The organism is Bacillus sp. OK048 (genome assembly GCF_900103525.1).
Taxonomy (GTDB): Bacteria; Bacillota; Bacilli; order Bacillales; family Cytobacillaceae; genus Neobacillus.
In genome coordinates, this window is the sequence record NZ_FNHN01000002.1 from 319,726 (window position 1) to 340,637 (window position 20,912).

19 protein-coding genes and 2 pseudogenes are annotated in these 20,912 nt (G+C 40.4%); 3 read left to right on the plus strand and 18 right to left on the minus strand.

Annotated elements, in window-relative coordinates; translation table 11 throughout:
- Positions 1 to 133: 133 nt before the first annotated feature.
- A complete protein-coding gene (gene spoVB / locus BLR86_RS05000) occupies positions 134 to 1,687 on the plus strand; it encodes a stage V sporulation protein B (protein ID WP_090758909.1) in 1,554 nt (517 codons plus the stop codon).
- Positions 1,688 to 1,723: 36 nt separating this feature from the next.
- Here the strand turns inward: spoVB and BLR86_RS05005 are convergent, their stop codons facing one another.
- A complete protein-coding gene (locus BLR86_RS05005; protein WP_090758911.1) occupies positions 1,724 to 2,386 on the minus strand; it encodes a DUF421 domain-containing protein in 663 nt (220 codons plus the stop codon).
- Positions 2,387 to 2,549: 163 nt separating this feature from the next.
- On the opposite strand from BLR86_RS05005, the gene BLR86_RS05010 reads away from it, so the two are divergent.
- Positions 2,550 to 2,969 (plus strand): TIGR04086 family membrane protein, encoded by a 420-nt coding sequence (locus tag BLR86_RS05010; protein WP_090758913.1) that lies wholly within the window; start codon positions 2,550 to 2,552, stop codon positions 2,967 to 2,969.
- Positions 2,970 to 3,005: 36 nt separating this feature from the next.
- Here the strand turns inward: BLR86_RS05010 and yajC are convergent, their stop codons facing one another.
- The 12 genes from yajC to BLR86_RS05070 all read right to left on the minus strand — a co-directional run bounded on the left by yajC (position 3,006) and on the right by BLR86_RS05070 (position 13,706).
- Entirely contained in the window at positions 3,006 to 3,305 is a 300-nt protein-coding gene (gene yajC, locus BLR86_RS05015) for a preprotein translocase subunit YajC (protein ID WP_090758915.1), read from the minus strand.
- A gap of 28 nt (positions 3,306 to 3,333) precedes the next feature.
- Entirely contained in the window at positions 3,334 to 4,473 is a 1,140-nt protein-coding gene (gene tgt, locus BLR86_RS05020; RefSeq protein WP_090758917.1) for a tRNA guanosine(34) transglycosylase Tgt, read from the minus strand.
- A 26-nt stretch (positions 4,474 to 4,499) separates the two neighbouring features.
- On the minus strand, positions 4,500 to 5,528 hold the full coding sequence (queA, locus tag BLR86_RS05025) for a tRNA preQ1(34) S-adenosylmethionine ribosyltransferase-isomerase QueA (RefSeq protein WP_090758920.1): 1,029 nt from the start codon (positions 5,526 to 5,528) through the stop codon (positions 4,500 to 4,502).
- Between the two features lie 25 nt (positions 5,529 to 5,553).
- Entirely contained in the window at positions 5,554 to 6,555 is a 1,002-nt protein-coding gene (gene ruvB / locus BLR86_RS05030; protein WP_090758922.1) for a Holliday junction branch migration DNA helicase RuvB, read from the minus strand.
- 11 nt (positions 6,556 to 6,566) lie between these two features.
- Entirely contained in the window at positions 6,567 to 7,175 is a 609-nt protein-coding gene (gene ruvA / locus BLR86_RS05035; protein ID WP_090758924.1) for a Holliday junction branch migration protein RuvA, read from the minus strand.
- A 107-nt stretch (positions 7,176 to 7,282) separates the two neighbouring features.
- On the minus strand, positions 7,283 to 7,921 hold the full coding sequence (locus BLR86_RS05040) for a response regulator (protein ID WP_090758926.1): 639 nt from the start codon (positions 7,919 to 7,921) through the stop codon (positions 7,283 to 7,285).
- 11 nt (positions 7,922 to 7,932) lie between these two features.
- The gene (locus tag BLR86_RS05045; protein ID WP_090758928.1) at positions 7,933 to 9,042 is read right to left on the minus strand and encodes a GAF domain-containing sensor histidine kinase; all 1,110 of its coding nucleotides are present in this window, start codon (positions 9,040 to 9,042) and stop codon (positions 7,933 to 7,935) included.
- Positions 9,043 to 9,156: 114 nt separating this feature from the next.
- Complete coding sequence (locus tag BLR86_RS05050; protein ID WP_254782234.1) at positions 9,157 to 10,188, minus strand: S-adenosylmethionine:tRNA ribosyltransferase-isomerase; 1,032 nt, start codon at positions 10,186 to 10,188, stop codon at positions 9,157 to 9,159.
- On the minus strand, positions 10,185 to 10,910 hold the full coding sequence (locus BLR86_RS05055) for an SDR family NAD(P)-dependent oxidoreductase (protein ID WP_090758932.1): 726 nt from the start codon (positions 10,908 to 10,910) through the stop codon (positions 10,185 to 10,187). Before BLR86_RS05055 ends, BLR86_RS05050 begins: the two co-directional genes overlap by 4 nt.
- Before the next feature lie 312 nt (positions 10,911 to 11,222).
- Entirely contained in the window at positions 11,223 to 11,774 is a 552-nt protein-coding gene (locus BLR86_RS05060; RefSeq protein ID WP_090758934.1) for an intercompartmental signaling factor BofC, read from the minus strand.
- Between the two features lie 138 nt (positions 11,775 to 11,912).
- Positions 11,913 to 12,617, minus strand: a complete 705-nt coding sequence (locus tag BLR86_RS05065) for a YhcN/YlaJ family sporulation lipoprotein (RefSeq protein ID WP_139185569.1) — start codon at positions 12,615 to 12,617, stop codon at positions 11,913 to 11,915.
- A 99-nt stretch (positions 12,618 to 12,716) separates the two neighbouring features.
- Positions 12,717 to 13,706, minus strand: coding sequence for a phosphotransferase (locus BLR86_RS05070; RefSeq protein WP_254782235.1), 990 nt, complete (start codon positions 13,704 to 13,706; stop codon positions 12,717 to 12,719).
- Positions 13,707 to 15,160: 1,454 nt separating this feature from the next.
- Between BLR86_RS05070 and BLR86_RS26940 the strand changes: the two are divergent.
- Positions 15,161 to 15,433 (plus strand): annotated as a pseudogene (locus BLR86_RS26940) (pentapeptide repeat-containing protein); the annotation flags it as partial.
- A gap of 155 nt (positions 15,434 to 15,588) precedes the next feature.
- Here BLR86_RS26940 and safA read toward each other — a convergent pair.
- From safA to iscB, 5 genes and pseudogenes are all read right to left on the minus strand, one after another.
- Positions 15,589 to 15,759, minus strand: a pseudogene (gene safA, locus BLR86_RS05085) (SafA/ExsA family spore coat assembly protein); the annotation flags it as partial.
- A 159-nt stretch (positions 15,760 to 15,918) separates the two neighbouring features.
- Positions 15,919 to 17,016, minus strand: a complete 1,098-nt coding sequence (gene nadA / locus BLR86_RS05090; protein ID WP_090758936.1) for a quinolinate synthase NadA — start codon at positions 17,014 to 17,016, stop codon at positions 15,919 to 15,921.
- A gap of 2 nt (positions 17,017 to 17,018) precedes the next feature.
- On the minus strand, positions 17,019 to 17,867 hold the full coding sequence (gene nadC, locus BLR86_RS05095; RefSeq protein WP_090758938.1) for a carboxylating nicotinate-nucleotide diphosphorylase: 849 nt from the start codon (positions 17,865 to 17,867) through the stop codon (positions 17,019 to 17,021).
- Positions 17,836 to 19,413 (minus strand): L-aspartate oxidase, encoded by a 1,578-nt coding sequence (gene nadB / locus BLR86_RS05100; protein ID WP_090758940.1) that lies wholly within the window; start codon positions 19,411 to 19,413, stop codon positions 17,836 to 17,838. The genes nadC and nadB overlap by 32 nt, the downstream gene beginning before the upstream one ends.
- 81 nt (positions 19,414 to 19,494) lie before the next feature.
- Entirely contained in the window at positions 19,495 to 20,727 is a 1,233-nt protein-coding gene (gene iscB / locus BLR86_RS05105) for an RNA-guided endonuclease IscB (RefSeq protein ID WP_090758942.1), read from the minus strand.
- Positions 20,728 to 20,912: the final 185 nt, after the last annotated feature.

Sequence of the window (20,912 nt, forward strand, 5' to 3'; positions counted from 1 at the left end):
GTTGCCTCCTACGGACGTTTCCATCCTTCTCAATTATCTTAAAATAAAAAACACCTTGTCATGCTTTGTCCACCCTTATGCATATAGATTAATTGTATATGAATTCTTCTTTTTTGAGAAGGTGGGAAGTAGGATGTCAAAGTTTTTAAAAGGGACTTTTATCCTGTTGATTGCAGGATTAATTACAAGGGTACTTGGATTTATTAACAGAATTGTCATAGCTCGAAGTATTGGTGAAGAAGGGGTTGGCCTCTATATGATGGCTTTTCCCACTTTTATTCTGGTTGTGACCTTAACTCAAATGGGGCTTCCTGTTGCGATCTCAAAAAATATCGCCGAGGCAGAGGCCAGAGGAAATCATCAAGAAATTAAAAAAATTCTTGTTGTATCACTTGCCATTACCATTTCGCTATCGGTTATATTTACACCTGCATTACTATTATTGGCTCCAATCTTGTCAACCACGCTCTTTACCGATCCAAGAACGTATTATCCATTAATAGCAATAGCTCCAGTCGTACCTGTAATCGCTGTTTCATCTGTTTTGCGCGGCTATTTTCAAGGCAGGCAAAATATGCGCCCTTCTGCGGTATCACAGATCTTGGAGCAGCTAGTAAGGATAACCTTAATAGCCGTGATGACGAGTGCGTTTCTTCCTTATGGAATAGAATATGCTGCAGCTGCAGCAATGGTTGCTTCCATAATTGGTGAAGTTGTTTCCCTAGTTTATTTAATGACTGCCTTTAAATTAAAGAAAAGATTTAAACTTCGTAAGAATTTCTTTCAATTTGTTCATTCTGGTAAGAAAACATTTAAAGAATTATTGGAGATCGCCTTACCCACAATGGGCAGCAGAATGATTGGCTCGGTCGCTTGGTTCTTTGAACCAATTGTTGTGGCCAACAGTTTAGCGATCGCAGGGGTTGCCGCGGTATCCGCTACGAAACAATATGGTTTATTAACCGGGTTCGCCATGCCATTACTATTGCTTCCGTCATTTGTTACGTATTCATTAGCAACTTCTCTCGTCCCAGCTATTAGTGAAGCTAACTCACAAAATAACCATCAGTTAATTGAACATCGTTTGCAGCAGGCTTTACGATTCGCCTTTTTAACAGGAGGATTATCAGTTATTGTCCTCTATGTTCTAGCCGATCCGCTTATGCAGCTCATGTATGGCTCGACAAAAGGATCCTACTTTATTCAAATTATGGCGCCATTCTTTTTGTTTTATTATTATCAAGGTCCATTGCAGGCAGTTTTACAGGCATTAAATTTAGCAAGAGCGGCTATGATCAATAGTTTAATTGGTGCCATCGTTAAAACAGCTGTCATATTCCTGCTTGCTTCACAGCCTACCTTTGGGATCATAGGTGTTGCATTAGGGATAATTGTTGGCTTTGTCTTGGTAACCGTGCTTCATTTTGCGACAGTCCTAAAGAAAATTGCCTTTAGCCTTCATGTACGTGACTACCTGAAAGGATCTATCATCATGGCTTTTTCTGCCTGGATAGGGTATTGGTTATATCATCATATTCTTTTAGGAGAACACTTAGCCATCAGAGTTGCTTCTTCTGCAAGTGGTATGTCACTCATCTACATCTGTTTGTTAATCATCGTTGGCTTAATAAAAAAAGATGAGTTAAAAAGAATCCCTATCATCCGCAATTTAATCCCTATCCGATAGACTGCAAGAAGACAGGCAAACAACAGCGTGTCTTCTTTAATCTTCGTCAATAATGTCTACAAAGAACTTTTCATTTTCATAGCTGCAAAATGAGATTTTCCGAACATCACGATAACCCATTTTTTTCAATTCCTGACGGAGCCATAGATTGGTTTTATTGATCCGTTTTAAATTTTCTTCCTCAATCGAGCCATCGATAATTAACGGGATCGTAATATCCCCTTCCTTTGGCTGTCCGTCACTGTTACTCAATTTTTCAATCACAGATAAACTTCCAGACGATTCCAGAATCGCAAACTCAACATCGGCAATGCTTCTTATATCTTTTTCCCTTAATTGCGTTAGTAAATCATCAAAGTTATAACGTTGTTTTCTCATTGCTCCTTCATCTATTTTTCCACGGTTGATAATGATCGTTGGTTTCCCATCAACAAGATCCCGAAACCGTTTACTCTTTAAGGAAATCGTTGCTAAGAGTATTTGTATGAGCATTAATAAAACCATCGGAATAATAGTTTCCATGAGTGGTCTTTTGGGATTATCGATTGAGACGATCGCCATCTCACCGATCATGACAAAGACGACAAGGTCAAGAATACTTAATTCTCCTATTTCGCGTTTTCCCATTAATCGAAAAATGAAGAGGATCAGTACATAAAAAAATAATGTTCGAAAAATAATCGTTAAGTAATGTTCCACTACGGTCCGCCCCTTTTTTGCACTCAATACTATTGTTAGCTTTTTCGGTCTAAACATTTAAGGAATAATATTCCAGAAAAATAAAAAGTTTTTATTCTACTTTTTCAAATCCAGAATATGCTTGTACTAGGTAAGTATCTGTTTATCTTAGGGACACAACTCTATGATAAGGCAACTGAAGGAGGAGAGTACGATCGAATCAAAAAGCTTTGGTACAGCTATTTTGTACGGGTTAATTTTTATCTTCTTATTCGCGATTGTCAGCAGCACCATTTTTTCATTAATTCTTAAGTTTACATCCGTTCGGGAACACTCACTTCAATATGTTATAACGGCAATATCGTTTATTGGGCTATTTGGAGGAGGTTTTTTATCTGGCGGTAAGCGCAAACAAAAGGGCTGGCTAATAGGAGGATTAACAGGCTTAATTTATAGCTTTATTGTCATGTTATCGCAGTATCTAGGCTATGACCGCCTATTTGACGCCGAACAGTTCATCTATCACGCATGCTATACCTTAATTGCGATGATGGGTGGTATATTAGGGGTAAATATAGCAACAAATAATTCAAGGATTGTATAGAAAAAGGAAGCCAGTTTAAAACTGGCTTCCCTCTTATTATTTGTCTAATGAAACTTCTGCAGTTGTAGAAGTTTTTGCAGATTCAGTTACTTCACGAATTGCATTTCGGTCAAAAGTAAGACGGCTGCCGTCTCCACATTTAATCACAGCTTTATTTTCATCAATTGAATCGACAAAGCCATGTAAACCGCCAATCGTGACAACTTTATCACCTTTTTTTAATTCGTTTTGCATTTGTTGTACAGCTTTTGTACGTTTTTGTTGCGGACGAATTAGTAGGAAATAGAATAATACAAACATTAATATTAATGGAATGATTGAACCTAGTCCTTGCATGTTGTTCCCTCCTTTCAAAAAGTATCTATTAGAAATTTTTCGCGTTTGGTTTGTTAAAACCGTAACGTTCAAAAAACTCTTCGCGGAAATCACCAAGCCGGTCTTCTCGGATAGCTTGTCTGACTTTCTCCATCAATCTTAACAGAAAATAGAGATTATGATAAGATGTTAATCGAATTCCGAATGTTTCATCACATTTAATTAGATGACGAATGTAGGCCCTGCTATAATTTCGGCATGTGTAGCAATCGCAATCTGGATCAAGCGGTCCGAAATCTTTAGCAAATTTTGCATTCTTCACTACTAGTCGACCGGTACTAGTCATCAATGTACCGTTTCTAGCAATTCGAGTTGGTAGCACGCAGTCAAACATATCAATACCACGAATTGCTCCATCAATCAAGGAATCTGGTGACCCAACCCCCATTAGGTAACGAGGTTTATTTGTTGGTAAAAGCGGTGTGGTGAATTCAAGAACCCGATTCATCACGTCCTTCGGCTCGCCAACTGAAAGTCCACCGACAGCATATCCAGGGAAATCAAGAGAAACAAGGTCACTTGCGCTTAGCTTACGAAGCTCCTCATACTCTCCTCCTTGAACGATTCCAAACAGCCCTTGATCTTGTGGGCGCTGATGCCCATTTAAACAACGCTCCGCCCACCGCGAGGTTCTCTCCACCGATTTTTTCATATATTCAAAAGTGGCTGGGTACGGAGGGCACTCATCGAACGCCATCATGATATCAGAGCCTAAAGTATTTTGAATTTCCATCGCCTTTTCAGGTGATAAAAATAATTTCTCCCCACTCATGTGGTTGCGGAAGTGTACGCCTTCCTCTTCAATTTTTCGGAACTCACTTAAACTGAACACCTGGAAGCCGCCAGAATCCGTTAAAATCGCCCGATCCCAGTTCATAAACTTATGAAGGCCGCCTGCCTCCTTAATAATTTCTTGACCAGGACGGAGCCATAAGTGATAGGTGTTACTTAGGATAATCCCTGCACCCATTTCCTTTAGATCCTCTGGGGACATTGTTTTTACAGTTGCAAGTGTCCCTACCGGCATAAATGCTGGCGTGTCAAAGGAACCGTGCGGTGTATGTACTCGCCCTAACCGGGCACCTGTTTGTTTACAAGTTTTGATAAATTCATATCGAATCGCAGTCAAATGTTTTTCTCCTTTCGTTATAGTACCTAAATAATGAGCATCGCGTCGCCAAAGCTGAAAAAGCGATACCGTTCGTTTACAGCAGTATGGTAGGCATGCAAGATATTATCTCTTCCTGCTAGTGCACTTACAAGCATAATTAACGTCGATTTAGGCAAATGAAAATTCGTAATCATGCCATCAATTGCCTTAAATTCGTACCCAGGATAGATAAATATATTGGTCCAGCCACTGCTTTCAATAAAGCTGCCATTGTTTTGTGATGCAATGGTTTCAAGTGTCCGAGTTGATGTCGTGCCAACGGTAATAATTCTGCCGCCATTTTTGCGCACTTCATTTAACAGCCTCGCTGTCCCTTCGGTCATCATGTAAAATTCAGCGTGCATATCATGTTCGAGAACATCGTCCACACTGACAGGGCGGAAAGTTCCAAGCCCGACATGAAGGGTAATAAACGCTATGTGAACACCCTTTTCTCTTACCTCATTTAACAACTTTTCGGTAAAATGGAGCCCTGCTGTTGGAGCAGCGGCTGAACCTGGTTCGCGGGCAAACACGGTTTGATATCGATCTCGATCATCAAGCTGTTCTTTAATATAAGGAGGTAACGGCATTTCACCTAATCGATCAAGTATCTCATAAAAAATCCCCTCATAACGGAACTCCAATACTCTGCCGCCATGTTCGGAAGTTCCCGTACAAACAGCTGTTAGCAACCCATCACCGAAATCAATTTCTGTTCCCTCTTTGATGCGTTTTGCAGGCTTTACAAGCGTTTCCCAATGATCGCCTTCCTGCTGTTTTAAAAGTAATACTTCAATTTTGGCGCCTGTGTCCTTTTTCACACCAAAAAGGCGTGCCGGGAGTACCTTCGTATCATTTAAAACGAGGCAATCCCCTTCACGCAAGTATTCACCTATATTTTTAAAAATTTCATGCTTAAGTTCGCCTGTTTCCTTGTTAACCACCATTAACCTGCTATCCGTCCGGTTTTGAAGTGGTAATTGTGCAATTAACTCTTCAGGCAAATGAAAATCAAATAAATCTACCTTCATAAAAAACATCCCTACTTATTAAAAATTACTGTTTTGGTGGCTCCATGCCAAAATGGCGATAGACTAATTCTGTTACTATTCTTCCTCGAGGTGTTCGTTGTAAAAAGCCAATTTGCAGTAAATACGGTTCATAAACATCTTCAATCGTTACAGACTCTTCTCCAATAGACGCAGCAATGGTGTCTAAACCAACAGGACCTCCTCGGAATCTTTCAATAATTCCTTTTAGTAGCTTATGGTCAATGTGGTCAAGTCCTAGTTTGTCTACCTGAAGGAGCTCTAAAGACTCTCTTGCCAGGGCTAAGTCAATTTCGCCATTGCCCTTTACTTGTGCAAAGTCTCGAACCCTGCGAAGTAAGCGGTTGGCAATTCGAGGGGTTCCCCGTGCCCTTCTAGCAATCTCTCCCGCAGACTGATCGTCGATTTTCGTTTCAAATAAATCTGCTGTTCTTAAGACAATATTTTTTAATTGGTCTTCTTTATAATACTCGAGTCTGCTCAAAACTCCAAATCGGTCCCGAAGTGGTGCCGATAACGAGCCAGCCCTGGTGGTAGCACCTACTAAGGTAAATGGTGGCAGATCAAGTCTTACGGAACGGGCACTTGGACCTTTGCCAATGACGATATCAAGACAAAAATCCTCCATGGCTGGATAAAGAACCTCTTCAATCTGTCTTGGCAGCCGGTGGATTTCATCAATAAATAACACATCCCCGGGCTCAAGTGCCGTTAGAATCGCAGCTAAATCACCGGGTCTCTCGATAGCAGGCCCGGAGGTTGTCCGAATGTTTACACCCATTTCATTGGCAATAATAACCGCAAGGGTCGTCTTTCCTAGTCCGGGAGGTCCGTATAAAAGGACATGGTCTAACGTTTCCTTGCGGAGTCTTGCAGCCTCAATGAAAATCTCAAGACTTTTTTTTACTTGGTCCTGACCAATATATTGTTTTAAAGTTTGCGGCCTGAGGCTTTGCTCTAAGGAGATTTCGTTCTGGTCTGCTTCACTAGAAATAATTCTCTCATCCATGAATAATCACCTTATTTTAAAAGCCGCTGCAGGGCTTTTTTAATATACTGGTCAGTTGACAATTGTTCTTTTCGTAACTCTGGGGAAATCTTTTTCACTTCTTTGTCAGAATAGCCAAGTGCTTTCAAAGCAAGTAATGCCTCTTCAAAAGCGATATTAGTTGACTGTGCGGCTGGTAATGTATCTGCATTAAATAAATTCGGGAAATAATCAGGGACGACATCCTGTAATTTCCCTTTTAAATCCAGGATCATTTGTCTTGCTGTTTTTTTGCCGACCCCTGGGAATTTTACTAAGAAGCTTTCATCCTCATTTTCAATTGCTGAAACAACCTGTTGTACTTCACCAGAAGCCAAAATCGCTAGTGCTCCTTTAGGTCCGATTCCAGATACATTCAGCAGTTTCATGAACAGCTTTTTTTCTTCTCTTGATTCGAAACCGTACAACGCCATCAAATCTTCACGTACATAATGATATGTATAGACCGTAACATTCGTTTTCATTTTACTAGAATAAATAAACGGATTTGGCGTTGAAATTTGATAGCCAATCTCATTATTCTCAATTACAATATACTCCGGACCAACAAACTCAACGGTTCCTTTAATAAATTCGTACAATCGCTTTCTCTCCCTCGGTGTTCCATGTACTCCATTCTACCATATTAACTTAGAGGATTAGTAAAAGTTAGTTGTGAAGGGAAAGAATAAAAATTTTCAGTATTTTTTCACTCCACTAATTGGTTCTTTACTGCGTAAAGTGCTGCCTGGGTGCGGTCTGCCAGTTCGAGCTTTGACAAGAGGTTGGAGACATGCGTCTTCACGGTTTTTTCACTAATAAACAGTGCCGACGCTATTTCCTTATTACTTTTACCTTTCGCAATTTCTTTGAGAACATCCAATTCTCTTTTTGTTAACTCAGAAAGTAAATTTCTATCTTCTTTTTTGTTAGATAAATTAGCAAGCAAATGGGAGGTGGCTTTTGGATGAAGCTGATTTTCGCCAGCCATGATTTTTTTAATACACTTAATTAACTCATCAGGCTCGATGTCTTTCAATTGATAACCGGATGCACCTGCTTCTAACGCTGGGATGACATGATCTTGGTCAGAAAAACTAGTCAACATCATAATTTTGATTTCCGGCAGTTCACTTTTTATGATTTTTGTCGCCTGAATTCCATCCATTTCTGGCATAACAAGATCCATGAGAATAAGGTCAGGTTTCAATTTACGTGCTTGGTCAACTGCTTCTTTCCCATTTCCAGCTTCTCCAATAATTTCAATCTCACGTTGTGTTTTTAGAAAAAATGCCAGCCCTCTTCTTACCACATGATGATCATCTGCTATCATAATCCGAATTCTCATTGTTTCTCCCCCTAAATTGGAATCTTTATCTGAATCTTCGTCCCTTTACCTGGCTCACTCTTTAATAAGAACGTCCCATTCAAGCTTTGAGTTCGTACTTTCATGTTTTTCAATCCAAATGATGGCAGTTCGAGATTCTCATCATAATTGAAGCCACAACCCTGATCTAGAATCGTCATCTTCACAAAATCACTGTTTCTATTTAAAACTAACGAAACATGGGTGGTCTGTGAATGCTTTTTGCAATTTCCCAACGCTTCCTGCCCAATACGCCACAGTGCTTCCTCTACTTTTTCAGGAAAGCTTGAGATCCCAGTTAATTTTACCTCTATAGTTAAACCTAGCATTTCAGCATAGCCGCTTAATGCACTAATAATTCCATTTTCCAGTCCCTGGGGTTTTAGTTGCCAAATCAGCGCTCTCATTTCACCAAGCGCTTCCTGAGCAAGATCCTGGATATAGGAAAAGGTTTGTTTCACCTCTACCACATCTGTCATTTCCCTGCCAGCTCTAGCTGTGAGGCTTAGTGAAAAGAGTAATTGATTAACGGAATCATGCAAATCTCTAGCAAGTCGATTGCGCTCGGAAATAAGGGCTGTTTCTTGTTCACTTTCGGTTAATTTTATTCTTTTTAGGGCTGTGCCAATTTGAAAGGCTACCGCCTCAAGCAGGGCAAGTTCATCTTTTTGAAAATGTGTTTTATAAGGGGAGCCGACGTTTAATATTCCAAATCTCTCGTTCCCAGCCCTTAGCGGGACAGTAGCATGATGGGTCAGACCGGCTGTATCACCTGCATTTTCAAGGATAACATTCTCAATTCGCTGGCATTCTATGATGTTTACAGCCTTGTTTAATCGCCCGTTGTTGTAACGGTTTACACACCAGCAATCTCCATTGCACATTCTCTGGTTATGGTTGGAGGCCAATGCTTCAGGCAGGGCTGCTTTCGCTGCCAGCTGATGGCCACCATTTTCGTCTATTAAAAAAATCCAACCTGTTTGAAGTCCGGTTATACTTAAGAGTTTTTTTAAAACCTCGGCTAGAATGGTCTTTGAATCTGTCCCCTCATTCAATAACTCGGCAATTTCTTTTAAAATAGCAATCTCTTCATTTCTGGACATGTAAACCTCTCCCAATCCAAGTATCTATTGACTAAATCATATTCGTATCACAATCTTGATGGCAAGTTTGAATCAGGGAAAAAAGCTGACGATGTTACTTGTCAGCTTTCCCCTTTATAAAATTAAATTCATATCCCCAAACTCATGCCATAAGTAACGCTGTTCAATTGCTTCCTCATATGCATTCCATAATATATCCTGTGGTACGAAAGCAGTAAGCATATCCAAATGGCTTGCTTTTGGTTCGTGGAAGCCGGTAATAATGCCATCGACCATTTTAAGTGGAAAACTTTTATTAATATAAAGATTCGTCACACCATCTAATATGCCCGTTACTCCTGCACTCTCTAAGGCTCTAACCACCGTTGTCCCCACTGCAATGACTCTTCCTCCAGAAGCCTTAGTCCTATGAATCTTTTCTATGGTTTTTTCAGAAAGATGATATTCCTCGTAATTATCACTTGGTGATGTTTCCAGCTCATCATCAAGGAGATAGCTTAGCCCAGTATGAAGCTGAATAAAATCGAGTTCTATGCCCTTCTTTTGAAGGCTGAACAGAAGTTCCCAGCTGAACGCTCTTCCTGCTGAAGGCATTTCAACAGAACCAGGTTGGCTGGCAAACACAGTTTGATAGTAATCAAGACTCCAGTTGTGATTGATATATTCATAACGAATTGGTTCCCCAAGAGCATAAATATTATTAAATAGGTCGGTTCCCTTTTTCGAAAATAGGATAGTTTTTAGTGGTGTGCCAGCTTTCATATCAATGACTACGGCCGTAAGTTCTGTTGAAATTTGCAAGATGTCACCCAATTTAACTTCCTCGGTCACGACCAACACATCCCAAGTCTCCTCATTTCGACGCCTTGCCAGCCGAATTTCAACTTCTTGGTGGATTCTTTTTGATTCTCTAATCAAATCAGCTTTTAGTATGGCAGGCACAGTTCGGCTGTTATTCATAACAACCAAGTCTCCAGGGTTCAGATAATCCGTTAGGTGAAAGAAATGGTCATGGAAGACATGACCCGTTTTTTTGTCTAAAACCATCATTTTTACATGATCTCTTCTAATCCCCCGTCTTTCTGGTGGCTGTGAAGCATTTAATTCATCTGGTAAATAGAAATCAAATGCAGTGGCAGTCATCATAAACCCTCCTCTGAAAACTCTTGGGCTTCGAAGCGTTGACCAGTAATTCCGTTTGACTTTTCTGAAGCTAAATATAAGAAAACGGTGACGACATCCTCCGGTTTTGCTAATCGGTAATCACAGTCAGGAACTGCTAGTTGGTGCATATCTGTATCCATTTCCCCAGGATCGACCATGTTGACACGAACGTTGGTTGAGCTTAATTCATCTGCCCATGTTTCGGTGAGACCCTCAACAGCAAATTTAGAAATACCATAAGCACCCCAGCCTGCATAACCAACATTCCCCGCTTCGGAGGTCACATTTATGATAGAGCCTTGGTTTCGCTGCAGCATTCCGGGGGTGACTCTTCTGGTCACTAAAAACGGCGAAATCGAATTTACTCGTAAGACTTCTGCGAAATCCTCTTCCGGATAATCGAGCAATAACGGCATTGGACTTGGTCCGAGAATCGAAGCATTATTAATGAGAATATCAATTTGACCAAATGCCTCCTCAGTCATGGCAACAAACCGTTCTACATCTCTCGTAAGGGAAATATCGGCTGTTACCGCCAACACCTCTGCACCTAATGCCACTGCCTCTTCCTTAACTTCAAATAATCCTGTTGAGGTTCTCGAACAGATTGCCAGACGGGCACCTTCTTTTGCAAAAGCTAGTGTTAAGGCTCTTCCTAATCCTTTTGATGCACCCGTAATCATAACTACTTTTTTATTGAACATGTCACTCGCTCCTTTAAGTGTTTATCTTGATGTCTTTAGCTTAAAGGATATTGGAAATTCCTCCCTCCGAAAAAAGCTTGAACTTTATCTACAACTTTAGGATGAGAAAAATAAGTTGGTTTGCAATTCATGAAGCCCAATATTCTATCGTTCAAACAAAAATGGACCTCATGAAGTGTTCTTGAAGCCCAAAATCCTTTCGTTCATACAAAAATGGACCTCATGAAATGTTCATGAAGCCCGAAGTCCTTTCGTTCAAACAAAAATGGACCTCATGAAGTGTTCATGAAGCCCTAAATCTCAATACTATGGTTATTCCCCAAGCGAATATGGCTTAAAGGTTTCAAGAACCTCTTCATAACGATCTTTTGTTTTTATTGGAATCCCCTGAATAAGCTCTTCTTGTTTTTTGCTTTCAAGTTTTTTAACATCTATTTGAAAAAAAGATTGGATAATCCGTGAACGGTCAGGACGACCATTAAATATGGTTAATACCCCATCCTCAGTAATTCCAAAATAGCCATTCGCCTTAAGTAATGGCGAAATGTCATCCACTTGTTTTCGAAAAACCATTGTTGATTCATCAATTTCAATTAACTGCCATTGATCATATTTGGCCCAAAAGTTTTCAATAGACCAGTAAGAATCAAGAACAACTTCCTCACTTATTTCCCCATCGAGATAGATCCTTTCCAAAATAATCGTCAATGCTTGAGGTTCCGACATCTGTTGATCTTGATGGGTTTCCATTTGTTCGGCGGCGCCAGATAATATCATTCCCGGCACCTTTCCGATAGACATGAAGAGAACAACCGCAACAAAGGCTAAACCAAGCCGATAATGTGTTACCCAATTGAACCTCATGCATAATCACCTCTTATTTTTAGAGATCTAATTCATTTTCACTACTAGTTTAGCCTTTTTTTCCCTTTTTATCCTTCCTGAAAAAAAGTAATAGAGACAAAGCCATTGCGGCTTTGCCACTATTACTTTTTTTAACGATTAATGTTGTTTACGGCTATTCGGCTCCATTCGCTGGGAATCATTATTTCTGTTACCTTCCCGACCAAGTGCTCCATCATCGGAGATTACTTGAACAGATTTCCCATTTGCTAATGGACTAACTGCATTTTGAATGGCTCTTTTGGTTTCCGCAGCTCGATTATTATCGGCTAATTTTACAGAAACCATAATGGAATTACCATAAAGAACAGAGCGGACTTGTTGTACATTGTCAACGTCTGCTACCCTACTTTTAATTTGTTCTGTTACCCTATCTTGATACTCTGGATTCGTTGTTGTACCTGTATTACCTAGTCTTTGATTTAAATGACCATGATAATTCGCATCACTGGTACTAAACTGATTATCCCGTTGAAAGAAATTTTTGTCATGGTTTGCGAGCGGTTTTGTCGGGTTTGGTGGATATCCATTCTTATCTCTTTCACTCAACCGTTTCCTTCGCTCTTCATTATTCATTTGGTTTTCTACCCCAAGATTATGGTCCATCATTTCTGTGATCGGACCGTCATTGTCTCCAGGCATCCCATTGGAACCATTTTTATGATTTTCATTGGAATAGTAGCCAACCGGCTGACCCAAACCTTTGTGATCTTTGTCCATTGCTGTACGGTCATCTTTTGCACATCCTGACAGCCCCACAACTAATAAAGCGGACAGAGGTATCATCCACTGTTTCAAATTCAAGCGAAAAACCCCCTCTATACAGCATGAGCATACATTGATGCTCACGATTAGGTTGTGAACTTTTAGGGGATTTCATTCTGCCAGAATAGACCATGAAAGTTAATTTATCTTCATTTTTAATGTATCAACAAATTTTTTTCTAGGGTAAAACTGACCAACCGTTAAGTCCATAACCTGATTATATTTGTTTTGGTCTCTATACGACCCTTCTCGAATAAGCCGGTTCCATTCACGGAAAATATCTGCAGGAAATGCTAATGCATACAGAAATGCCTTTTCTCCCAACAATTTTTCATATGTTGAAAAATGAGCGAGCCGATCAAATGACCAGTCCATATTGGGTAGAATTCGATTCGCATATTGTAAATAATCTAAGGAAGGAGGACCAATACTAATTAAATCAAAATCAATTAGATGTAATATTCCGTTTGAATTCCGCAAGAAATTGTGATGTGCCACATCACCATGAAGGACACAAATGGGTTCATTGATAAAAAAGGATCGATCTTTTTCCATCCCATTTAATGACCAATTGGCCCAATCCATTAGTTCGGTGATGAATTTTTCATTTACAAAGTATTTTAAAAAAGAAATATTTGCTGTAAAAATTTTACCTCTTTCTTTCCATTTTTTAATAATACTCCCTCTTGGAATAATGGTTCGGTAACGTGACTCAAAGGAGGAGGTTACAAAATGGTATTGTTCTAAGAGTTCAAGTCCCTCCAGCCTGTTTTTTTGAGATTCAAATGAAAATGGGATTTTATTAGGAGGTATATAATCCATACATCCAAAGTACGTTCCCTCAAAAAAGAGAGGGTCTTTTATTTGCGGATGGACAAAAAGATAAGATTTAAAAAATCCCTCTTTTCTAAGCGTAGCTGTGAATGCTTCCTGGAGTTGAAGTCGTTTATTCTTATGAAATCCTTTTAGCATATAGGTATTTTTATCGGTCTTAATCAAAATTACACTTTTTCGATATGGGACCATGTCAACAATATTTTCTTTAAATTGCGAACGTAAATAAGAGAGGAGACGAATGAAATAATCATCGTCTCCTTTTTGATTAAAAGTCATACTCATTGTCATCATCGTAACGCATCAATCCATCCATAGGACCCATTCCATAAGGGTTCATATACGGAGGCTGCGCTACATTTGCTGGTCCTGTATATGGTGCACTGTAAATTGGAGGCGTTGGCGGTACAAAGGGTTGCTCCGGCATTGCTTGCGGTTTAGGTCCACCACATCCACAGTCGCCACCCGCTCCAACTGGTAAGCCTCCTTGAGCAGGGAAAGGCTGGTGCATGGCAGGCATATGACCGCCTCCATATGGCATTCCCATATCTGATGATTCAAAATCCTGCGTTCCCATGGCTTGAGAAGCTGGCCCCATTTGTGGGTAACCAAATGGCATTTGACCGTATGGTCCGCCCATTCCCGGCTGGCCAAAGCCCTGATCCATCATTTGGTCTCCCATTCCTGGCTGACCAAATCCTTGACCCATCATTGGGCCTCCCATTCCTGGCTGGCCGAAGCCTTGACCCATCATTGGGCCTCCCATTCCTGGTTGATTGAAGCCTTGACCCATCATTGGGCCTCCCATTCCTGGCTGACCAAATCCTTGACCCATCATTGGGCCTCCCATTCCTGCTGGCTGGCCGAAGCCTTGACCCATCATTGGGCCTCCCATTCCTGGCTGACCGAAGCCTTGACCCATCATTGGGCCTCCCATTCCTGGCTGACCAAAGCCCTGACCCATCATTGGGCCTCCCATTCCTGGCTGGCCGAAGCCTTGACCCATCATTGGGCCTCCCATTCCTGGCTGGCCAAAGCCCTGACCCATCATTTGCTCTCCCATTCCTAGTTGATTGAAGTCTTGACTTGCCGCTGCAGGTGAACCTGCTGGCATATCTTGCGGACTTTCATCAAAATAAGGCATCTGACCGGTCATTGGCATGTGGCTCATTCCCGGCATTTGACCATCCATTGGCATGTGTCCCATTCCCGGCATTTGACCATCCATCGGCATGTGGCCCATTCCTGGCATTTGACCACCCATCGGCATTTGATCCATTCCTGGCATTTGACCATAGCCTTGCGGTGCCATATATGATCCATGCATTGGGTTTGTCAACGGTAAGGGCGGCATAAAGGATGAAGATTCATCATTAAATCCATGATGCATAAATTGTGCTCCCGCAACCCCTGGCATTGGTCCAGGCTGATAAGGCTGATAAGGCTGATAAGGCTGCATCGGTGGCATTGCCGCTCCTTGACCTTGAGGATATGGCATGAATGACATTGGTGGACAAGGAGGCGGCGGACACCATTGTGGTGGTGGCGGACAAAATCCTGTTCCAGGCATTACTGGTGTTACCGGTACACAATAATCTTGAGGCATTTGCGGCTGCTCCATCATTGGTGATTCCACAGGCATTACTGGGTTTTCTTTCTGTGGTACTTTTACCTCTGGTAGTATGTTTGTTGGTTTAGGCGGCAGCTCTGGCTGTTTAACCATATTGGTCATATTGTTCATGTAATAGTTGTTAATATCAATTTCTGGGATAATTTTCAGGGGCATTTTTGGAGTATATGGTGTTTTCGGAACTTCTTTAATTGGTGCTTCTTTAATCGGCGCTGCTTTAATTGGCACTTCTTTAATCGGTGCCTCTTTAATCGGCGCTGCTTTAATCGGTGCCTCTTTAATAGGAATTTCTTTTACTGGCTTTACTTTAGCTGGTACTGGTACTGGTATTGGTACTGGTACTACTTTCATGGGAGCTTCTTTTTTAGGAGCCTCTTTTATTGGAGCTGCTTTAATTGGTGCTTCCTTTATAGGAACCTCTTTCTTTGGAGCTGTTTTAATTGGCATTTCTTTTGGTTTCTCTTTGGTAAACGGATGCCCAGCAATTGGCATTTCTTTCTTGGCGCCTAAATTGATTGTGGCCCCCGGCTTTGTTCCCATAGGCGCTTCTTTTTTTATTGTTCCACCTGACGTTGGGACTTTTATTTTCATACCGGGCATAATCATATCAGGGTTGCTGAGCTGTGAATTCATCTTTTTCAGCTCTTCAAAATTCACGCCGTACTTCTTGGCGATTTTCCAAAGAGTATCCCCTTTCTGTACGATATGGATCTTCACTCTGATTTCCCTCCTATGCATAAGTCCATATAGTCTATGTGATGATAGGCAAAGTGCTAACATTCTTCAGAAAAACTTATGCTTTTTTTTTGTAAAATATGAATCAACCTTAGGAAAATAAAAATAGATGCAATTTATAAAAACTGCATCTACCTTTTATTAAGCATTAATTAACATCCGCTCCAACGCTAATTTTGCATTTTCCGCAATATCCGGAGCAACCTTAATGGTATTATTGGTATCCTCTAACGTATCCAAGCTCCACACTAAATGCGGAAGGTCAATTCGATTCATCGTCAAACAAGGACACATCGCTGGATTTAAAGAAATAATCTTTTTATCAGGGTGATTCTTAATTAGACGATTGACGAGATTCATTTCAGTCCCGATGGCCCACTCGGACCCAGGTTCGGCTTTTTCAATCGCATTAATAATGTAACTTGTAGAACCAGCCAGATCGGATAATTCTACCACTTCTCGGCGGCACTCTGGATGAACAATAATCGTCATGTTAGGAAATTGACTGCGGGTATCCTGGACATTCTGAATCGTAAAATTCTCATGCACAGAGCAATGCCCTTTCCAAAGAATAACTTTAATTTTTGAAGGTTCACCATCGTATTCAAGTTTATTTGAGATTGGATTCCAAACTGCCATTTCGTCTAAACCAACACCTAAATCCGCAGCCGTATTACGGCCTAGATGCTGATCTGGTAAAAATAAAATCCGTTCTTTTTGGGTAAATGCCCACTTGACCATTGTCTCGGCATTAGACGAGGTTACGCATGCACCGCCATGTGCACCGACAAAAGATTTTATCGCCGCAGTTGAATTCACATAGGTTAATGGAAGTATGGTGTCACCGAAAATTCCCTGGAGGATTTCCCATGCCTTTTCAGTCTGATCTAGGTCAGCCATGTCTGCCATTGAACAGCCTGCCCGCATATCTGGGAGAATAACTTTTTGATTGTCCTTTGTAAGGATATCAGCTGTTTCTGCCATAAAATGAACGCCGCAGAAAACAATAAATTCTGCTTCCGTATTATCAGCTGATAATTGGGCCAGTTTTAAAGAATCCCCTGTCGCATCTGCAAATTGAATCACTTCATCTTTTTGATAATGGTGTCCAGGAATAAACAGGCGTGAACCTAATCTATTTTTGACTTCAACCACTCTAGCCTCTAATTCTTCCTTCGACATTTGCTTATATTTTTCAGGAATCATTTTATTTTTTTTCATAGCCATTAAAATACTCATTATTATTTCTCCCCTTTGCCATAGAGAACTTTGACGCTGATATCGAGCGCTTTATAAGAATGTGTTAAAAATCCAAGTGAAATATAATCAACACCTGTATCCCGGTAACTTGCTAAATTGGACAATTGAATGCCGCCTGAAGCTTCCGTTATGAAACCTGATGGTACCAATTTAATCAGTTCTTTAATCTCCTCCGGAGTACGATTATCAAACATAATGACATCTGCACCAGCATTGACAGCTTCTTTTACCTGAGCTTCCGTTTCAACTTCTACTTCTACCTTCACCATATGACCGGCTTTTTTTCGAACACTTTCAACAGCATGTGAAATTGAACCCGCAAATGAAATGTGATTATCTTTAATCATGATGCCATCATACAAACCGAAACGGTGATTAAAGCCTCCTCCGGTGCGTACGGCAAACTTTTCAAGCATCCTTAATCCTGGTGTCGTTTTCCGGGTATCACAGATTCTGGTATGGCCACTATCGAGGGTGGCAACCGCTTTTTGAGTCAGAGTGGCAATCCCACTCATTCTTTGGATTAGGTTTAAAACCACTCTTTCGCCCTTTAATAGATCGGATATCTTTCCAGAAGCGGTAGCGAGCTTCTGGCCAACTTCAATGGCCTGACCATCCTTAACAAACACCTTTGTTTCAATATCCTGATTTAAAAGCTTAAAACCAGTATGAATAATTTCCTCTCCACAAAAAATCCCGTTATCCTTTGAGAGAAAAATAATTTTCCCTTTTGTATCATCAGCAAAAATTAAATCGGTTGTAATATCCTGTTCTCCAATATCTTCAATAAAAAATTGCTCAAGTAGCGAGCGCAGTTTCAATATGTTCATGGTTCGTCTCCATTCCCCAGCTATTTTTATGAGTAATCGTTTTTCTCAGCCACTGTTGATTATCTTCCATTGGGTAATCACTTCGATAATGGCCACCTCGGCTCTCCGTTCGTTCCAAAGCAGCTTCAGTTATAAGCCGGGAGATGATCAGCATAAAAATTGTGGTTATTTCTTCTGCAGAATAAGTGCCAAGGTCGTTTAGCTGGCAGCTTTTAAAAGTGTCCAACCACGCCTTTTGCTTTTTGAGATTGACTTCGTTTCGGACAATCCCGACCCGTTCCATCATGGAATCCTTAATTTGTTGAACAGGTGGTAAGACCACTTTATCCACAAAAGGATATCCACTGGTTGGCTCCGTTTCAAACACTACATCTGTTGTCGATTGATTTAGATACGTCGATAGTTTCTTTCCCATGTATAAACCTTCTAATAATGAATTACTTGCCAGCCGATTTGCACCGTGCAGACCGGTGCAGGCTGCTTCGCCAATCGCAAATAAACCATTTATCGAAGTTCGTCCGAAAAGGTCCGTTTTTATTCCCCCCATTAAAAAATGACTGCCAGGAGCTACTGGAATCCTTCCCTCTGACAATTGAATGCCATTTTCTTCACATATGGTTGTGATAGACGGAAATCTTTTCGTAAAATTTTCTATATTACTAATATCTAAAAATACTTTATGGCCATTTTTAAGATATTCATAGATTTTTTGTGATACAACATGCCTTGGTCCCAGATCCTTAAGTGGATGAACACCTTCCATGATTGGAATTCCATCCTCGGTAACGAGAATGGCACCCTCACCGCGAACGGCTTCAGAAATTAACCCTTTTGTTTTACCATTTACGTATAAAAGTGTCGGGTGAAATTGAATAAACTCCATATCGGCAACTTCAGCACCTGCCAAATAGGCCATTGCAATCCCATCACCACTAACGGTTAGGGCATTAGAAGTATAGGTAAACAATTGTCCACATCCGCCTGTAGCAATAATGGTGTTTCGGCTATAGTATTTCTTTATCGTTCCATCTGCTGCTTTGGCTTTTACACCAATACATCTTTTCTCTGAATTGAGTAATAATTGATAAGCGAAAATGTTTTCCTCGATGGTGACGTTATCCTTCAGTGTGCTCAAAAGAAACTCGACCACATTTTTACCGGTGGCATCTCCGCCACCATGAACAATTCGCTTTTCGCTATGCGCTCCTTCCATCCCTAAAAGCAATTCACCATCTTGATTTTTATCAAAAACAGCTCCTTGTTCAGAAATGAATTTAATGAGATCTGGTGCAGCCTTAATGATTTTCTCTACTGTTTCTCGATTATTATGATAGCTACCTGCTTCAAGCGTATCGGCAATATGTTTAACAGGATGATCATGCTCACCGATAGCCGCTGCGATACCGCCTTGGGCAAGATAAGAATTGGCTGTTCTTAGTTTTTCCTTTGTGATAATCCTCACATTTAAATGCTTATTTAACAACGAGGCTAACTGCAGTGCAGCAATCCCACTTCCTAAAATTAATACATCATCCTTTTTTGTCATTTTGACTCCTGGAAACAAAAAATGTAACATAGAGTAACATTTTTCTTTTTATTACCAGGTTTCACATCCTTCTTTTGAGTTTCATAACCAATATATTTTGTTAAATCGCCATAATAAAGTTAATCTTGAAAGGCCATATCTTTTCAAAATTCCCCCCTCTATCGTGGTCATGTTACATTGATTTTTTTCTGGATATAAAGCGGTGATATATGCCAAATAACTTTCTCCATTACGTTTCGTATATTTAACAAAATCCCTGTGATGAAAACCATTTAACGACTCTATTTTCTTATTAGAGTGCTTCCTCATTGGTTTTATTACCCAATTTTTCATTTCACATTGTTTAGGCCAAACAGTTGAATGACAAATAACAATGGCATCATTGGCATGTGTCTTCTTAATTCCCCAATCAATGCGTTTGTTTGCAGTATCCCCCCCAGTTGTTAGGGATAATGGGGATATTTTCTTTAATTTATTTTGAAGATAGGTTTTCCCCTGCATTACATACATGGCATCACTATAGGAGATCTTTCTGCCATTTACTTTTTGATAGAATCTCTCACGATCGTTTAATTCATCACCAGTTACCTTTCCATGGCATGTGGTACATAGAGTGATTAAGTTATGAATGGAATCACTGCCGTTTAGTCGCCTTGGGGTAATGTGGTGTACTTCTATGCGGGTATTTGTCATTCCACAATCCTGGCAAGTATTATGGTCACGAAGCACTACTGCTTTTCGTATGTTTTCATCTAAGCGATTACTTTGTTGATATTCCCATTTGTATGGCTTATAGCCTTTCTCCAATGCTCGAATATCAATAAAGACATCTTCTAAGAAAATACGGTCGATTCGTATCCACTTGTGGAGTTGGTTGACCACTCTTAAAATAGAATCCTTCTTTTGTTTAATACTCGGCGGAATTCGTCCCTCACGTTTGGAAGAAGAGCGATTATCAAATCGAGCGGGTCTGTATTTTTTATGTTGCCTTCTGTATTGACGGTACCCTCGTCTTATGGCAATTTTTTCTTTTACATCCGTTCGTAATTCAATAGTTCCTTTGAATACAGGTTTATTTTTAGTTTCACATTCTTGTACTATAGCAATTCCAACTAACTTTGAACCATCATCAATCCCTAGCCGAATTGAGGAAGAATCAATTTTACTTTCAGGAATTTTCCTTTTCAGTTGTATAATCATTGGAAATTTACTTTTCAAAGTGGCTTTCTGTTTCCGAATTAAATACCATGCACGATTTTCTCTTGTTGGAGATAACTTGTTGCCTTGCTCATCTAACACAAAACAATAGGTCATTTCTGACCAACCTCCATTACGGGTATTTTCCTCCTTGCCAAAGTCAATGGACAGGACATGCTATTTTGGTGTTTGGTTTCCAAACCCTAGGAAACAGTCTTCCTCATAGCTAACAGGGCAGCAGACTGGTGGACACATCCGCAGGTGTTTCTTTACCTTATCCACTAACGTAGTTCAACGTGCTA

Coding starts and splice junctions, on each gene's coding strand:
- iscB (WP_090758942.1), bottom strand. CDS start 20,727: ATGACCTATTGTTTTGTGTTAGATGAGCAAGGCAACAAGTTATCTCCA.
- nadC (WP_090758938.1), bottom strand. CDS start 17,867: ATGAACATATTGAAACTGCGCTCGCTACTTGAGCAATTTTTTATTGAA.
- queA (WP_090758920.1), bottom strand. CDS start 5,528: ATGAAGGTAGATTTATTTGATTTTCATTTGCCTGAAGAGTTAATTGCA.
- BLR86_RS05040 (WP_090758926.1), bottom strand. CDS start 7,921: ATGAGAATTCGGATTATGATAGCAGATGATCATCATGTGGTAAGAAGA.
- BLR86_RS05070 (WP_254782235.1), bottom strand. CDS start 13,706: ATGATGACAATGAGTATGACTTTTAATCAAAAAGGAGACGATGATTAT.
- BLR86_RS05050 (WP_254782234.1), bottom strand. CDS start 10,188: ATGATGACTGCCACTGCATTTGATTTCTATTTACCAGATGAATTAAAT.
- BLR86_RS05010 (WP_090758913.1), top strand. CDS start 2,550: ATGATAAGGCAACTGAAGGAGGAGAGTACGATCGAATCAAAAAGCTTT.
- nadB (WP_090758940.1), bottom strand. CDS start 19,413: ATGACAAAAAAGGATGATGTATTAATTTTAGGAAGTGGGATTGCTGCA.
- BLR86_RS05045 (WP_090758928.1), bottom strand. CDS start 9,042: ATGTCCAGAAATGAAGAGATTGCTATTTTAAAAGAAATTGCCGAGTTA.
- yajC (WP_090758915.1), bottom strand. CDS start 3,305: ATGCAAGGACTAGGTTCAATCATTCCATTAATATTAATGTTTGTATTA.
- nadA (WP_090758936.1), bottom strand. CDS start 17,016: ATGAGTATTTTAATGGCTATGAAAAAAAATAAAATGATTCCTGAAAAA.
- ruvB (WP_090758922.1), bottom strand. CDS start 6,555: ATGGATGAGAGAATTATTTCTAGTGAAGCAGACCAGAACGAAATCTCC.
- spoVB (WP_090758909.1), top strand. CDS start 134: ATGTCAAAGTTTTTAAAAGGGACTTTTATCCTGTTGATTGCAGGATTA.
- BLR86_RS05060 (WP_090758934.1), bottom strand. CDS start 11,774: ATGAGGTTCAATTGGGTAACACATTATCGGCTTGGTTTAGCCTTTGTT.
- BLR86_RS05055 (WP_090758932.1), bottom strand. CDS start 10,910: ATGTTCAATAAAAAAGTAGTTATGATTACGGGTGCATCAAAAGGATTA.